The sequence below is a fragment of the Paenibacillus sanguinis 2301083 = DSM 16941 genome (assembly GCF_000374825.1).
Lineage (GTDB): Bacteria > Bacillota > Bacilli > Paenibacillales > Paenibacillaceae > Fontibacillus > Fontibacillus sanguinis.
This window is the reverse complement of record NZ_KB895402.1, coordinates 1-14,830: the sequence shown is the minus strand read 5'-3', so window position 1 is coordinate 14,830 and position 14,830 is coordinate 1. Positions and strand designations below refer to the sequence as shown.

The following is a 14,830-nucleotide window of genomic DNA, read 5'->3' as shown; positions in this document are numbered from 1 at the left end:
TGATGAACGTGAAGCATCGTTTAGAACCGCAAGTCGGTCAATTGGTGAAAGTTCTAAAAGGCAGGGATGCAGGGGCCATTTATGTGATTATCGGGATTGTAGACGACAGATTCGTCTGGATCGCGGACGGAAACAAACGCAAGTTTGATCAGCCAAAGCGTAAAAATGCCCAGCACCTTGAGCTACTGCCCATCGTCAGCAGCGAGATTGTTCATAGCTTGCAGGAAACAAGTCGGGTGACAAACGGCAAACTGCGACATGCAGTGCTCGTTTATCAGAATACCGCCAATTCTATGACTGAAGAGAAAGGAGACTGACTGTGGCTAAAGAGGATGTCATTGAAGTCGAAGGTACGGTGATTGAGCCGTTGCCAAATGCAACATTCAAAGTTGAGCTTGAGAATGGTCATCAAATTCTTGCTCACGTTTCCGGAAAGCTGCGGATGCACTTTATTCGTATTTTGACGGGAGACAAGGTTGTGGTACAGCTTTCGCCTTATGATCTAAGCAAAGGCCGTATCACTTACCGTAAATAATAGCTATACCATTTACGGAAAAAGTGTGGTACAATATTCAGGTTGAGTTGTTTCAAGGTTGTATTTATAATTTACAAGCCTAAGATTGCTTCGCAAACTAGCGGATGCTTTCAGGGTCCGTTTTACTTAATGTAAAACAAAGCTTATCCTTACGAAGTGGTTTTGCTCAGCAAAACTTTAAGGAGGTAATCAGCATGAAGGTAAGACCTTCTGTAAAGCCGATTTGCGAAAAATGCAAAGTCATTCGTCGCAAAGGCAATGTCATGGTGATTTGCGAAAATCCGAAACACAAACAAAAACAAGGTTAATGAAGGGGGTGTAGCGTAAAATGGCACGTATAGCTGGTGTGGATTTGCCACGTGATAAACGCGTTGAGATCGCCTTAACTTACATTTTCGGAATCGGTAAAACGACTTCCCAGAAAATCCTGAACACTACAGGCATCAATCCGGACACTCGTGTTCGTGATTTGACGGAAGATGAGGTTAGCAAACTACGCGAAACGATCGACAAAACGGTCAAGGTTGAAGGCGACCTGCGTCGTGAAATTTCCTTAAATATTAAACGTTTGATCGAAATTGGCTGCTACCGTGGAGTGCGTCATCGTCGCGGCTTGCCGGTTCGCGGACAACGTACGAAAACGAATGCCCGTACTCGTAAGGGTCCTCGTCGTACTGTAGCGAACAAGAAGAAGTAAGAAGGGGGGATAACAGACAATGGCTAAACCAAAGAAAGTCGTACGTACTAAACGTCGTGACCGGAAAAATATTGAATCTGGTGTGGCACATATCCGCTCCACCTTCAATAATACGATTGTTACCATTACAGATCCGCATGGTAACGCGATCTCTTGGGCAAGCTCCGGCGGCCTTGGATTCAAAGGCTCTCGTAAGTCTACTCCGTTTGCTGCACAAATGGCTGCGGAATCTGCGGCTAAAGCAGCTATGGAGCATGGCATGAAGAGCGTTGAAGTTATGGTTAAAGGTCCTGGTGCAGGTCGTGAAGCCGCTATCCGCTCCTTGCAAGCGGCAGGCCTTGAAGTTAACATGATTAAAGACGTAACTCCGATTCCTCATAACGGCTGCCGTCCTCCAAAACGCCGCCGCGTTTAATGAAGCCGTACTGAAGCTGTGGTATAACAAGAAGGCCTATTGGAAACAATGGTTGTTTAGGCATACTGCATGATGGACTTCAGCAAACCTGGCAGTTTTTAAGGAACGACGTTTTGAAGGAGGGGTACTTCGTGATAGAAATCGAAAAGCCAAAAATTGAGACCGTAGAAGTTAACGATGAAGGCACCTATGGGAAATTTGTAGTAGAACCACTTGAGCGTGGGTATGGCATCACATTGAGCAACTCGCTTCGCCGGATTTTGCTCTCTTCTCTGCCGGGTGCTGCGGTAACCTCGGTCCAAATCGATGGAGTTCTGCATGAATTTGCAACCGTCCCTGGCGTAATGGAAGACGTTACGGAAATTATCCTGAACCTGAAGGCTCTTTCGCTGAAAATCCACTCGGACGAGGAAAAAATCCTTGAGATCGATGCGGAAGGCGAAGGAGTCATCACAGCAGGTGACATCCGTGCGGATAGTGATGTTGAAATTCTTAACCCGGATCTGCATATTGCTACGTTAGAACCGGGATCAAGACTTCACATGCGTATATATGCGGGGCGCGGTCGTGGCTATGTTCAAGCAGATCGGAACAAACGAGACGATCAGCCGATTGGTGTCATTCCTGTCGATTCGATCTATACCCCGATTACTCGCGTCAACTATGCGGTGGAGAACACCCGTGTTGGCCAAGTGACCAACTACGACAAGCTAACGCTTGAAGTGTGGACCGATGGCAGCATTAGACCTGAAGAAGCCGTTAGTCTCGGTGCAAAAATTTTGACCGAGCATCTCTTCCTGTTCGTGGGACTCACGGATGAAGCGAAAGACGCAGAAATCATGGTCGAGAAGGAAGAAGACAAGAAGGAAAAAGTGCTTGAAATGACGATAGAGGAGCTGGATCTCTCTGTTCGTTCCTATAACTGTCTCAAACGTGCCGGTATCAACACGGTACAAGAGCTGACGACGAAAACGGAAGAAGATATGATGAAGGTGCGCAACCTGGGTCGTAAATCTTTGGAAGAAGTTCAAGAGAAGCTCGAAGAGCTTGGTTTGGGATTGCGTACGGAAGAGTAGAATAGCTTGAATCGTTCTAGCGAAGGAGGGAAAACTCATGGCATACCAAAAGTTGGGCCGCGATGCCAGCGCACGTAAAGCTTTGTTCCGTGACCTGGTAACCGACCTGTTCTTATACGAGCGCATCCAAACGACGGAAGCGAAGGCGAAAGAAGTTCGTTCGATCGCTGAAAAGCTGATCACCAAAGCAAAACGTGGCGATCTGCATGCTCGTCGTCAAGTAGCAGCTTATGTTCGCCGCGAATCGATCGATGGTGAGCAGGATGCAATCCAAAAGCTGTTCAGTGAACTCGCAACTCGTTACTCCAGCCGTCCAGGCGGATACACTCGTATCCTCAAGCTGGGACCTCGCCGCGGTGACGCTGCTCCTATGGTTTATCTGGAACTGGTAGACCGGGCTTAATCCCGGCAGACCACTTTGTTCTACTTGCAAAACTCTCTGTCGGCTCGCCTTGCGGCTAAGCTTTCGGAGAGTTTTTTCTTTTGTCAGTTCGCCTTGCGGCGGTCTCAATGCGGCAAACTACTGAGCGAACAGGAAAGGAAGAACCCGATGCGTAATTTGCTTATGACTGTCAGTTATGATGGAACCCAATACTTCGGATTCCAGACTCAACCGGACGGTAATACGGTGCAGGATCATATTGAAGCAGCCATCTTGCATCTTACCGGGGAGACCATTAAAATTCATGGGTCTGGCCGTACGGATGCAGGAGTACACGCACGCGAGCAGCCTTTTCACTTTCATACAGAATCGCAGATTCCTGTAGAGCGCTGGAGAATGGCGCTAAATGGCCGCCTTCCTGCTGACATTCGGGTTATATCCGCAAGGGAGGTTCCGTTAGACTTTCACTCAAGAAGATCAGCCAAGCGAAAAACCTATCGATATACGATCAACACTAACCGGGTTCCAGATGTGTTCCAACGCAACTATCAGCTTCATCATCCGGGCAAGCTCCATTTAGAGGCGATGTGTGAGGCTTTACCCTTTTTGCTGGGAACCCATGATTATACCTCGTTTGCTTCGCGTCACTCTACAAAGGCAAGTCATGTTCGTACTATATATGATGCACGTCTGGTGATCGACCCATCCATGGATATTCCCGGCAGTAGGCTGCAGGAACAAGGCCAAGACCAAGGTATTGTCCACCTATACATTACGGGCAATGGGTTCCTGCAGCACATGGTCCGTATCATCGTAGGGACCTTGTTGCAAGTGGGAGAAGGTAAACGTTCTGCTGCAAGCATGAAGGATATTCTGGAGGCGAGGAACCGGGCGGCCGCCGGGCCAACGGCTGAAAGCAAAGGATTGATGCTCTGGAACGTCGAATACGAAGTTGGGGATATGAAATGAAACCTCAGTAGGTGTCATACGTAACATATTTAAATATTTTAAAATGTGACTATGTTTAGGCCTGAGGAGGAAAATATCTATGAGATGCCCGATATGCAATGATGTTCGTATGGGAGAGGTCGAGAAGGACGGTGTAATGATTGATGTCTGCCCTGAATGCAAAGGGGTGTGGCTTGATCGCGGGGAACTGGAGAAGCTGATGAAGGAAATTCGCGAGATTCGTCCGGCGTTCAACGAGTGGTATGATGAACGTGAGTATGACAACCATAGAGAAACACGTCATTCAGAATACGACAACGATATTCCACGCTCTTATGATCGCAAGGATGCAAGGTATGGGAACGATAAGGGATATCATAAGCGGAAGAAAAAATCAGTACTTGATGTGTTTGGAGATTTATTTGATTAACCTTTCTGATTGCTCAAAAAAAGCTTGCAAATTGCATGTGTATTCTGTAGAATAAAAGTTGTGTTTTCTTGATGGCTATCCCACAGCCCCCAATCGAGAAAGCCAATTGAGCTAGTGTAATTAATAAACCAAACATGAATGAAACGATCAAAGATAAAGGTGCTGAGAAGGTCATGTGACCCGAAGAGCAGGATCGTTCTCGGCATTACTGAACCATAACGGACGAAATTGAAGGAGGATCTTTACATGCGTACCACTTATATGGCGAAGCCAAGCGAAGTAGAGCGCAATTGGCACATTGTTGATGCCGAAGGCAAAACGCTGGGCCGCTTGGCTAGCGAAGTTGCTGCTCTTATTCGCGGTAAACACAAACCACAATTTACTCCACACGTTGACTGCGGTGACTTTGTTGTCGTAATCAACTCTGAGAAAATTGCTTTGACAGGCAAAAAAATGGATAACAAAAAATACTATCGTCATTCCTTGCATCCAGGCGGTTTGAAAGTAACCGTTGCTAAGGATTTGCTGAGAACGAAACCTGAACGTGTAATCGAATCCGCTGTTTATGGAATGTTGCCTAAAACTCGCCAAGGCGAAAAAATGAAGCTGAGACTGAAAGCTTATGCAGGCACAGAGCATCCACACGCAGCACAAAAACCTGAAGTTTACGAACTTCGCGGATAATTAAAAGGAGGACAGTTTCATGGCACAAGTACAATACTATGGGACAGGTCGTCGTAAACATTCGGTAGCTCGTGTTCGCCTTGTACCGGGTGAAGGACGCATTGTCATTAATAAACGCGACATCAATGAATATTTTGGTCTGGAAACTCTTAAACTGATCGTTAAGCAACCTCTGACTTTGACTGAAACGCTGGGTAGCTATGACGTGTTGGTTATCGCTCATGGTGGCGGTATCTCTGGTCAAGCAGGTGCAATTCGCCACGGTATCTCCCGTGCATTGCTCAAAGCAGACCCTGAGTTCCGTTCCAGCTTGAAGAAAGCTGGTTTCTTGACTCGTGATCCACGTATGAAAGAACGTAAGAAATACGGCCTCAAAGCAGCTCGCCGTGCTCCTCAGTTCTCCAAACGTTAATATCCCTTGTTTATCAAGGAAGCTAAGCCCTTGGCCCTCGTGGTCAGGGGCTTTGTTTTATAAATGCACGCAAATAAGAACCTGTCCCAAATTTATGTGCAAAAATTCACATACATAAAAATTACCCTCATGTTACGATCTAGGTGAAATAACAACAATGTAAAAAAATGGGGGTCGTTATTTTGAAAAACATGAAAGTGATTGGATCTGTACTTATCCTCGCCCTAGCACTTGCGGCTTGTGGTGGCAACAGTCAAGAACCTGCGAACAATGCAGCTGCGGTGAATGACGGTGGTAATAACGCAGCCGTGGCCACGAATGATACAGCGGCAGGTGGAGATTTGCAGGATGGAACTTATAAGGGAATTTATGATCGTAAAGACGTCAGAAACTGGATTGCCTATGTTGAAGTTACTGTGAAGGATGGGAAGATCGAGAAGGTCTATTATGATTACACCAACGAAAATGGAGATTTGCGAACTAACGACGAGAACTATACCAAAGCATTTACCGATTTCAATAAAATGTCGCCACGTGAAGCATTTGATCAGTTGGGAGCCAAGCTGGTGGAGGCTCAGGATGCATCTAAAGTGGATGCCGTAGCTGGAGCAACTCATTCCTCTCGCAACTTTAATGAGTTGGCGGCCGCAGCCTTGGAACATGCCAAGACTGGCGATACGAGTGATGCTGTAGTTAACCTTTATGATGATGGCACCTATAATGTAGCAGCTGAAGCTTTCGATGATCATGGCTGGAAGCCACAATTGGAGCTGGTCATTAAGGATCACAAGATTGAATCTGTCAACTTTGATTATACGAATGAGGAAGGCAAGCTTAAGACGGAGGATGAAGGTTACAAGGCAGCAATGGAGCCGAAATCGGGGACTTATCCGGCCAAGTATACGGAAGAGCTCGAGAAGGCGTTGATCGAGAAACAATTGGTTGGCGACGTGGATGTCATTGCAGGAGCAACTACATCCTCCAATAACTTCAAAGCTCTAGTAGAATACGCTTTAGATGAAATGGCAGAAGTCGGGGATACCTCGGCGCATACCATCAAGCTTGAAGAGTAACCAACCCATTAAGAGTTAATTGAACTAAGGATCTGCTTCCGGATATTCAGGAGCAGATTCTTTTTTTTTGATGCCCGTCCCTTTTTATGGGTTGACTTATAGAGATGTTGTTTTATACTTTAATTATAATTCAAATGTGTTTAGTGGGAATTGTTCCATCTATAACCAACCTATTGTGGGAGGTCGAGAACATTGAACTTATTGGAAAAAGAACGGCTTATTCAAGTGCAGGCAGAGAAGCTGGAGCAGGCGAGCCCGGAAGAAGTCATTGCCTGGGCTGTCCAGACCTTTCCGAACATCGCCTTTGCTTGTAGCTTTGGCGCGGAGGATGTCGTGTTGGTCGATATGCTGCAGAAGATCAGCCCTTCCAGTGATATATTCTACCTAGACACCGATTTTCATTTTGCAGAGACCTACGAAACTCGCGACTTGCTGGAGGCGCGGTATGAGCTTGAATTTGTGCGAGTATCGCCTAAGTTAACTCCGGAGGAGCAGGCACATCAGTATGGCGAGGCACTTTGGAAGACAGATCCTAATGCATGTTGCAATCTAAGGAAGGTAGAGCCGCTAACTCGAATTTTATCCAATTATGAGGCATGGATTACCGGAATACGCCGGGATCAAGCGCCGACTCGGGCCAATGCCAAGAAGATTGAATATGACAGCAAATTTGGACTTATTAAATTTAATCCTATAGCTAATTGGACATCTGACGATGTGTGGCAATATATTCGGCAGAATGAGGTCATTTATAATCCATTGCATGACCGTAATTATCCAAGCATTGGTTGTGAGTATTGTACGCGGCAGGTAATGCCCGGGGAGGACCCGCGTGCAGGACGTTGGGCTGGGTCGGAGAAGACGGAATGCGGCTTGCACAAATAGTACAGAAGACGGTTTAATGCAAATCATGACTGGAGGAGATCGAGTGACGAGGATTCTACCGCATGGAGGCAGCCTTATTAATCGACTAGTAACCGGGGAGGAGAGAGCACGTCTTCTCACTTTGGCTGGAGGGCTTCCCAGCATCCGCATCAATGCATGGACCCTTTCCGATTTGGATTTGATTGGAGTAGGTGCGTTCTCCCCATTGACAGGCTTCTTGAATGAAGTGGATTATTACTCGGTAGTGCAGCGGATGCGGCTTGAGGACGGTACCCCATGGAGTATTCCTATCACCCTCTCTATCCCGGGGGAGCAAGCGGAAGCGCTGGAAGTAGGAGAGCGGGTCGCACTGGTGGGAGAAGAGGACGGAGTCATATACGGACTGCTTGACCTTGAGAGCATCTTCACAGTGGATCAGGGAGAAGAAGCGCGAAACGTATTTAAGACCGATGACCCTGAGCATCCCGGTGTCAAGAAGCTGTTCGAGCGATCTCCTCATTATGCAGGTGGTGCCATACAGGTGCTCAACCGTCCCCAGCCGGAGCGCTTTGAGGAATTTTACTTCGATCCGGCGGAGACGCGGCGTATTTTTACTGAGAAAGGGTGGAGAACCGTTGTTGGCTTTCAAACCCGTAACCCTGTACATCGGGCTCATGAATACATTCAAAAGAGTGCCATGGAAATTGTTGATGGGTTGTTCCTGAATCCGTTGGTAGGGGAGACGAAATCTGATGATGTTCCTACAGATGTGCGTATGAGCAGCTATCTGGCATTGCTGGCCAACTACTACCCTAAGGATCGAACCTTTCTGGGGGTATTTCCTGCCGCTATGCGTTATGCCGGACCAAGGGAAGCTATTTTTCATGCTATTGTGCGAAAGAACTATGGCTGTACCCACTTCATCGTAGGCCGGGATCATGCCGGTGTAGGCGACTATTACGGTACCTATGAGGCACAGGAGATTTTCACGAACTTTACAGCGGAGGAACTGGATATCTCGCCGCTATTTTTTGAGCATAGCTTTTTTTGTACGAGATGCGGCAACATGGCTTCCAGCAAGACCTGCCCTCATCCCCATGAAGATCACCTAACCTTATCTGGCACCAGGGTAAGAGGACTGCTGCGCGAGGGGATATGTCCGCCGCCGGAGTTTACCAGACCTGAGGTAGCACAAATACTGATTGAAGGAATGAAGCAGCAGGTGCACCAATAACAGTGCTTTATATTGCAATAACGAGTCATATTTGTCCACCTTGTCCCATATCATGAGTAATGTCATGAAGGGAGAGAGGTGGCTTTTTTTAATGCGTGAACGGGATCGGGAACAAGTGACGGTGTGGATTTCTTTAAGTCATATCAAGCTGGCTGGTTTGGGTGCTTTACTCATGGTGCTGGTCATTGGTATTGTTCTATATCAGGCGCCTGCCCAAAAGGCGTGGAAGTATTGGAGCCTCCCGCTCGCCGGGAAGGTCATTGTCCTGGATGCAGGCCATGGCGGGCCAGATGGAGGAGCAAGCAGTCGTGAGGGGCTGATTGAGAAGGATATTAATTTGGCTGTGTCCCTTTATCTTCGTGATTATTTGCAGCAGGCAGGGGCTATTGTTGTGATGACCCGGGAAGAGGACAAGGATCTTGCTGCTCCTAATACACAAGGATATAGTAAGCGCAAAACAGAGGATCTCAAGACCCGAGTCCGGTTTGTAGAGGAACAGCAAGCTAATCTGTTAGTGAGTATACATATGAATAGCATCCCCTCCCCGCGCTGGCGTGGGGCCCAAACCTTCTATTATCCCAATCATGCTGATAATCCAGTATTGGCTCTCATGATTCAGGAAGAACTGACCCGAAATTTGGAGAACACCGATCGGGTTGCCAAGCCAGCGGACAAGAAGGTATATCTGCTGGAAACAGTCAAAATTCCCTCGGTGCTGGTTGAAGTCGGATTCCTCTCCAATCCTGAAGAGGCACGTCAGCTTGGTAATGAGGCTTATCAGCGGAAGGTAGCCGCGTCTATTTATCAGGGGATTTTGCGATATTCGTCCGGTGAGAAAGGACAATCCCCGGCACAAGATGTCAGGTAATGATATAATAAATATTATTCTGAACCCGTCCATTATCTGATAAAGTCGAGGTGCTGTTATTGGTAACCAGGGAACAACTTCAAGCGGCCTTACGGCCTGTCGCGGAGCCGCTTACCGGATTAAGTCTGGTGGACTTGCAGTGGATTCGCGATATCATGATTAAAGAAAACAGAGTATCGTTAACCGTATTGTGTGTAGACAAGAATAGTGAACAACAGGCTGAGGTGGAGCGAGATATTCGCGAGCGGCTGTCTAATCTGAGGATTCCGGATGTGCATCTGCGTGTCCGCGAAGCGTCTGAGCAAGAGCGTGAAGCAGCAATGGGTCCGGAGTCTGTAGATGAAGAAGCTCGTCATTCCACCCTTAAGGGGCATGGCGCAGGATTAGAACAGCTGCCGATCCTTGATCCAAGGTCTGGCGTGCAATTCATAGCCGTGGCCAGCGGCAAAGGAGGCGTCGGAAAATCCACCGTGACGGTGAATCTGGCGGTATCCTTGGCGCGGCAGGGCAAGAAGGTTGGACTCATTGATGCTGATATCTATGGCTTCAGTATTCCCGATATGATGGGGATTGAGGAAGCTCCGGCGGTTGATGAAGGGGAGATTCTACCGGTGGAAAAGTTCGGCGTAAAGGTGATGTCCATGGGATTCTTTATCCAGGACAATAACCCTGTCATTTGGCGAGGACCGATGCTGGGCAAAATGCTGCGTCAGTTCTTCAGTGATGTGCGGTGGGGAGATCTGGATTACGTGCTGTTGGACTTTCCGCCCGGAACGGGGGACATTGCCCTGGACGTTCATCAGATGATTCCCCACAGCCGGGAGATCATCGTGACAACCCCGCATGCAACCGCTGCTTTTGTAGCTGCCAGAGCGGGAACGATGGCCATTCGCACCGAACATGAAGTGCTGGGGGTCGTTGAGAATATGGCTTATTATGAATGCTCCAAATGCGGAGAGAAAGAATATGTATTTGGGCGGGGGGGTGGAGCGCGTTTGGCAGAAGCGTTGCATACTGAATTGCTGGCCCAAATTCCGCTTGGGGCGCCGGATAATCATCCCGCGGAACCGGACTTCTCCCCATCCGTCTACAAGGTGCAAAGCTCCGTTGGCCAACTTTATGATGATTTGGCCCGAACGATTATGGCGAAATGCGAAGACTGACCCGGTGGGGGCCAGTCTTTTTTTGCGCTTCAGCGATGAAGGTAGGGAAGTCTTAAGACGATTCTCCTTCTCCGCTGCCGCTTTCTCCTCCTCCTCCGCCTTCTTCTTCGCTTTGACCGCTTTCTTTCTCGCCACCGCCTTGTTCCTCTTTCTTGGGCTCCTTTTCCACCTTCGGCAGAAGCTGTTCCTGAACAACGGTCTTCAATAGTTCAAGTACTTCCATGCGGAATAAAGGGCTTTGCATCGCTTCTTGCATCACTGTCATGGATTGCTTGCGGTAATCCGGGGTTTTCGTCAGATCCAGAAAAATCTTCATCACTTCCGGAGATTTCATCATCTCGGAGATTGCTTTCTGATATGTGGGGTCCTTGATTAGCTGCAGATGCAGATCTTTGCTCTGAGAATTGATCGCTTTGGCAAAGTCTCCGGCAAATTGCGGGTCGGTCATGATCTTCTCAAATTCCTTTTTGTATTCGGGAGACGTGATCGTTTCCTTAACCGCCATTCTCACCTCGCTGGAAGTGTTGGAAGGCAGCAGCATTTTTACCCCAATGGTCCCCCCTCCTTGACCACCTTGCCCTCCATTTTGTCCTTCTTCTCCTCCGCCGCTTCCGCCCCCGGAGCCACCGCCTTCCTCTTCGCCACCGCTGCTCTGAGGAGTGCTTAGTGCCTCATATATGGCTTTCTTGCCCTCATCCGTCTTTAGGATGTCAATCACCATGGATTTGGTTTCTTTATAGCTTCCGCCTTGTGAAGAGGAGGAGCTTTGTTCAGAACCGCATGCTGCTAACGGAAGAGTAAATGCGCATAAGAAGCATAAAATCCAACGGATAGCCCGCCCTTTCATGGTCCCTTCCTCCTTATCCTTATTGCTAAGGTTAGTATGCAGACTCGCGACAGATTTATCCCGACCAAAAGCGGGAAAGGCATAGTTTTTTACCGGGATCGTTGGTAAAATATTTCGGTAGTGGGGGTGTATGGCTTGAACCTGAAAAATTGGCTTTATCTATTCTGGACAACGCTGGCCGTTGGTGCAGCAGGTTCGTTGGTTGTTGGTCTGCTGTTACAATGGACGGATACGGTGCAGTATAAGGGAATCACGGACGTATTGGTCAATATCGGAATTCTACTCGGTGTTGGCGTGATGGTCAGCGTTTATTCGCAAATGGGCTTTTTTGCCTATTTAATGGTCAATTACATGGGGACGGGCATTTTTTCAAAAAGAGTATGGCAATACATCCAATTGGTGCTTGCTGTTCTGGCCTTGCTGGAATTAATGTTCTTCCGGAGCTTCATGGGGGTGGGCGAGCGTGGGAAGTCTGATCTTATTCTGGGCGTGGTGCTGCTGTTAATTGCATTGGGCACTGCTTATTACAAGGTCAAGCTTACCAATGCTACGGCCTGGATTCCTGCTTTGTTTTTTATGCTGGCGTTTACGATTGTGGAGATGGTGGGGGTGCTGCAGATTAATGTCAATCAAGCTACGGCCTGGATTTTGGCACCTTTGCTTGCCTGCAATGCCTATCAAATTTTAATTTTGCATCGGGTTTTGAAGCCGCGAAAATAAACAAAACAACGCCCGGTCTTAAATGTTGGGCGTTGTTCGTTTTCGTGTTTACATGCCAAGCGCTGTATTGATCTGCTCTTGCAGCCAGGTTTGATCTCGGACCTCATTGCCCTGAACGCTGGCCTCTTGAAGTAAATCAGTCACGCTGACGAATTCGTAGCCTTGTTTTCTTAATTCGTCGATGATAAGCGGCAATGCTTCATGGGTTTGCTTGACGGAATCACTTGCATGGAACAGGACGATATCGCCGGGATGGGCCTTCTTAATAACACGGTCCACGATGGTTTGTACGCCTTTGTTCATCCAGTCCTGGGAATCGGTGTCCCATTGAATGACCTGATAACCCTGTTTCGCAGCGATCTGAAGCACCCGCTTATCGAAATCTCCATTGGGTAAACGAAGCAGATTCGGCGCTTTGCCGGTCAGGTCGCTCAGGATGGTGTGAGCGGTGGTAAGCTGTTGCTGTATTTCTTCGTCACTCAAACTACTGTAATTGACATGCTTATGACCGTGGCTGCCAATTTCATATCCCTGCTGCTGAATGGCCTGCACGATTTGCGGATGTGTTTTACTCCACGGTGAGGACAAGAAGAAGGTAGCCTTCTGCACATTCTTATCCTTAAGCACCTTAAGGATCGGTTCAGCCCGTGTATCGCCCCAACTGATATCGAAGGTCAGGGCAATGACCTTTTTGCTTGTGGATACACTATAGATGGCCGATGGTGCACCCTCCTCGGAGAACACAGTCACGTGTCCCTGTTCTACGTAAATGATACCGGCCGTAAACAGGGCTGCAACAAATACAAAGAAAAACCGCTTGATTTTCTTCCCGCTCAGGACATAGAAGAAGTTGTTCATGAAATAATAAGCCCCTCTCTTCATCAGAATGAATGATATGGAACTGGTCCGCTTGTACAATGTATGCGGTTATCCAAGCTTTATGACGTCCTTGTCCCTACAACACTTGAAGGAGGAGATAAAATGTTGTCCATCCGGCATTTTGGTCGAGACATATTTAGAATAGAACATCCATGCTGATAGCTTTCATTATTTTTGCGGCGGGAGCTTTTGTGGGAGCGAGTAACGTTGATTCCATAGCTGGTCTGGTGATGCCCGAAGTTGAGCGTTTGGGTGAGCATAGTCGTAACCTGGCAGCTTCGGACAATCCGGAAATGAGCTTTTTCCTCTTTATATTCGCCAATAATGCAATCAAAAGCGTAGCCATCATGTTGCTAGGAGCCCTGCTGGGGGTAATTCCATTTTTCTTTCTGTTTATGAATGGCATCATATTGGGGTTTGTGGTTGCCTATGCAGGCTCCGGCGGGGCAAATGTGATGGAAATGATTGTACGTGGACTGCTGCCGCACGGCATCATCGAGATTCCGGCAATACTTCTGGCAGCGGGTTTTGGTATGCAATTTGGCTATTTAGCTTTGAAAAGCCTGGGCGAGCTTGGAGCGAGGGAGGCTTCCGACCGGACGGTGAAATGGCGGGAGTTCTTTGTTAGTCTGGGTCGCGGTGCAGTATGGATTGTTATATTACTGCTGGTGGCCGCTATCGTTGAAAGTACTTTAACCTTCTATCTGATGGAAGGCGTATCATCCTAGTTCGTGGGTTAAAACTTTTCTTTTGTATTCATAATTTTCCCAAAAAATGTGCATACCATTAAAGCGCCTTTACAGGTTGGTTCCGGCTTACGGGAAGAGGGTAATAATTGACAACGACGTTCCCCCGTGGCTTGTACCGGATAACTATGCTGAGCGAGGAGATGTTGCGCTATGTTGGGTATGCTATTTACCGACCATGAATACAAGGAATTGGACTATGTATTAAGAAAAGAATTAGACGAGATGTTACTCGATATGAGCGATATGAGGTTGGATCAGGATATACGTCAGGCGATTGCTAACCGTTACAAAACAGTATTTCGGATGTATGCCCGTTTTGCTCCATCCCGGGAGCTATCAAAATATGCCCCTCGGGTACGTCTCCCTCAAGCAAGGCCCTGATATGAAATTAGGAGTTGACGGCAGGGCGAAGCTTATGTTAAATTAGCATTCGTCCCTGCTTTGGGCGGGATGAGTTACAAATTGAGTAAAAAAGAGTTATATAAGTTTTTTTAAAAAACTCTTGCAAAAACAACGAATCCTGTGGTATATTATAAAAGTCGCCGCTGAAACGCGGTGATGAAGAAAAAACAGGTTGATCTTTGAAAACTGAACAACGAGTGAGTAAGAAATAAGAGGACGAAAGTTCTCGTCAGCAAGTTTACATGAGCAAGTCAAACAACACCTTTATTGGAGAGTTTGATCCTGGCTCAGGACGAACGCTGGCGGCGTGCCTAATACATGCAAGTCGAGCGGAGTGATTGGGGAGCTTGCTCCCGAATCACTTAGCGGCGGACGGGTGAGTAACACGTAGGCAACCTGCCTGTAAGCCTGGGATAACTAGCGGAAACGTTAGCTAATACCGGATAGTCAAG

The 14,830-nt window shown here is 47.6% G+C and carries 21 protein-coding genes and 1 rRNA gene; 20 read left to right on the top strand and 2 right to left on the bottom strand.

The genetic code is table 11. The features are described from left to right. Positions 1-2: 2 nt before the first annotated feature. The 16 genes from C557_RS0121775 to C557_RS0121700 all read left to right on the top strand — a co-directional run bounded on the left by C557_RS0121775 (position 3) and on the right by C557_RS0121700 (position 10,781). Positions 3-317 (top strand): KOW domain-containing RNA-binding protein, encoded by a 315-nt coding sequence (locus tag C557_RS0121775; RefSeq protein WP_018753972.1) that lies wholly within the window; start codon positions 3-5, stop codon positions 315-317. 2 nt (positions 318-319) lie between these two features. Further along, positions 320-535: a translation initiation factor IF-1 gene (gene infA / locus C557_RS0121770; protein WP_018753971.1), complete on the top strand. Its 216-nt coding sequence runs from the start codon at positions 320-322 to the stop codon at positions 533-535. Between the two features lie 194 nt (positions 536-729). Next, complete coding sequence (rpmJ, locus tag C557_RS0121765) at positions 730-843, top strand: 50S ribosomal protein L36 (protein ID WP_003333770.1); 114 nt, start codon at positions 730-732, stop codon at positions 841-843. A 20-nt stretch (positions 844-863) separates the two neighbouring features. Then, positions 864-1,232 carry a 30S ribosomal protein S13 gene (gene rpsM, locus C557_RS0121760; RefSeq protein ID WP_018753970.1) on the top strand — a complete coding sequence of 123 codons (369 nt, stop codon included), beginning with the start codon at positions 864-866 and terminating at the stop codon, positions 1,230-1,232. A 19-nt stretch (positions 1,233-1,251) separates the two neighbouring features. Beyond that, positions 1,252-1,647 (top strand): 30S ribosomal protein S11, encoded by a 396-nt coding sequence (gene rpsK, locus C557_RS0121755; protein WP_018753969.1) that lies wholly within the window; start codon positions 1,252-1,254, stop codon positions 1,645-1,647. Between the two features lie 131 nt (positions 1,648-1,778). After that, positions 1,779-2,723, top strand: coding sequence for a DNA-directed RNA polymerase subunit alpha (locus C557_RS0121750; protein ID WP_018753968.1), 945 nt, complete (start codon positions 1,779-1,781; stop codon positions 2,721-2,723). A 37-nt stretch (positions 2,724-2,760) separates the two neighbouring features. Beyond that, on the top strand, positions 2,761-3,126 hold the full coding sequence (gene rplQ, locus C557_RS0121745) for a 50S ribosomal protein L17 (RefSeq protein WP_018753967.1): 366 nt from the start codon (positions 2,761-2,763) through the stop codon (positions 3,124-3,126). 147 nt (positions 3,127-3,273) lie between these two features. Beyond that, positions 3,274-4,074, top strand: a complete 801-nt coding sequence (truA, locus tag C557_RS0121740) for a tRNA pseudouridine(38-40) synthase TruA (RefSeq protein ID WP_018753966.1) — start codon at positions 3,274-3,276, stop codon at positions 4,072-4,074. Positions 4,075-4,153: 79 nt separating this feature from the next. Further along, positions 4,154-4,483: a TFIIB-type zinc ribbon-containing protein gene (locus C557_RS0121735; protein ID WP_018753965.1), complete on the top strand. Its 330-nt coding sequence runs from the start codon at positions 4,154-4,156 to the stop codon at positions 4,481-4,483. A gap of 246 nt (positions 4,484-4,729) precedes the next feature. After that, a complete protein-coding gene (rplM, locus tag C557_RS0121730; protein WP_018753964.1) occupies positions 4,730-5,167 on the top strand; it encodes a 50S ribosomal protein L13 in 438 nt (145 codons plus the stop codon). 19 nt (positions 5,168-5,186) lie between these two features. Next, positions 5,187-5,579: a 30S ribosomal protein S9 gene (gene rpsI / locus C557_RS0121725; RefSeq protein ID WP_018753963.1), complete on the top strand. Its 393-nt coding sequence runs from the start codon at positions 5,187-5,189 to the stop codon at positions 5,577-5,579. 191 nt (positions 5,580-5,770) lie between these two features. Then, on the top strand, positions 5,771-6,652 hold the full coding sequence (locus C557_RS0121720; RefSeq protein WP_169338258.1) for an FMN-binding protein: 882 nt from the start codon (positions 5,771-5,773) through the stop codon (positions 6,650-6,652). 192 nt (positions 6,653-6,844) lie between these two features. Continuing rightward, positions 6,845-7,537, top strand: a complete 693-nt coding sequence (locus C557_RS0121715) for a phosphoadenylyl-sulfate reductase (RefSeq protein WP_018753961.1) — start codon at positions 6,845-6,847, stop codon at positions 7,535-7,537. Positions 7,538-7,580: 43 nt separating this feature from the next. Then, on the top strand, positions 7,581-8,750 hold the full coding sequence (sat, locus tag C557_RS0121710; RefSeq protein ID WP_026263621.1) for a sulfate adenylyltransferase: 1,170 nt from the start codon (positions 7,581-7,583) through the stop codon (positions 8,748-8,750). A 91-nt stretch (positions 8,751-8,841) separates the two neighbouring features. Further along, a complete protein-coding gene (gene cwlD / locus C557_RS0121705) occupies positions 8,842-9,618 on the top strand; it encodes an N-acetylmuramoyl-L-alanine amidase CwlD (RefSeq protein WP_018753959.1) in 777 nt (258 codons plus the stop codon). A 59-nt stretch (positions 9,619-9,677) separates the two neighbouring features. After that, the gene (locus tag C557_RS0121700; RefSeq protein ID WP_018753958.1) at positions 9,678-10,781 is read left to right on the top strand and encodes a P-loop NTPase; all 1,104 of its coding nucleotides are present in this window, start codon (positions 9,678-9,680) and stop codon (positions 10,779-10,781) included. A gap of 52 nt (positions 10,782-10,833) precedes the next feature. Here C557_RS0121700 and gerD read toward each other — a convergent pair whose 3' ends face one another. Then, entirely contained in the window at positions 10,834-11,628 is a 795-nt protein-coding gene (gene gerD, locus C557_RS0121695; protein ID WP_018753957.1) for a spore germination lipoprotein GerD, read from the bottom strand. 135 nt (positions 11,629-11,763) lie between these two features. Here gerD and C557_RS0121690 point away from each other — a divergent pair, with 135 nt between their 5' ends. Continuing rightward, a complete protein-coding gene (locus C557_RS0121690; protein WP_018753956.1) occupies positions 11,764-12,348 on the top strand; it encodes a KinB-signaling pathway activation protein in 585 nt (194 codons plus the stop codon). A 48-nt stretch (positions 12,349-12,396) separates the two neighbouring features. On the opposite strand, the gene pdaB is transcribed toward C557_RS0121690, so the two are convergent. Next, positions 12,397-13,206, bottom strand: coding sequence for a polysaccharide deacetylase family sporulation protein PdaB (gene pdaB / locus C557_RS0121685; protein WP_018753955.1), 810 nt, complete (start codon positions 13,204-13,206; stop codon positions 12,397-12,399). Between the two features lie 212 nt (positions 13,207-13,418). On the opposite strand from pdaB, the gene C557_RS23940 reads away from it, so the two are divergent. From C557_RS23940 to C557_RS0121670, 3 genes are all read left to right on the top strand, one after another. Next, positions 13,419-13,955, top strand: a complete 537-nt coding sequence (locus tag C557_RS23940) for a stage II sporulation protein M (RefSeq protein ID WP_240473008.1) — start codon at positions 13,419-13,421, stop codon at positions 13,953-13,955. A 171-nt stretch (positions 13,956-14,126) separates the two neighbouring features. Further along, positions 14,127-14,357 carry a hypothetical protein gene (locus tag C557_RS0121675; protein ID WP_018753953.1) on the top strand — a complete coding sequence of 77 codons (231 nt, stop codon included), beginning with the start codon at positions 14,127-14,129 and terminating at the stop codon, positions 14,355-14,357. A gap of 285 nt (positions 14,358-14,642) precedes the next feature. Continuing rightward, positions 14,643-14,830: ribosomal RNA gene (locus tag C557_RS0121670) — 16S ribosomal RNA — on the top strand; the annotation flags it as partial.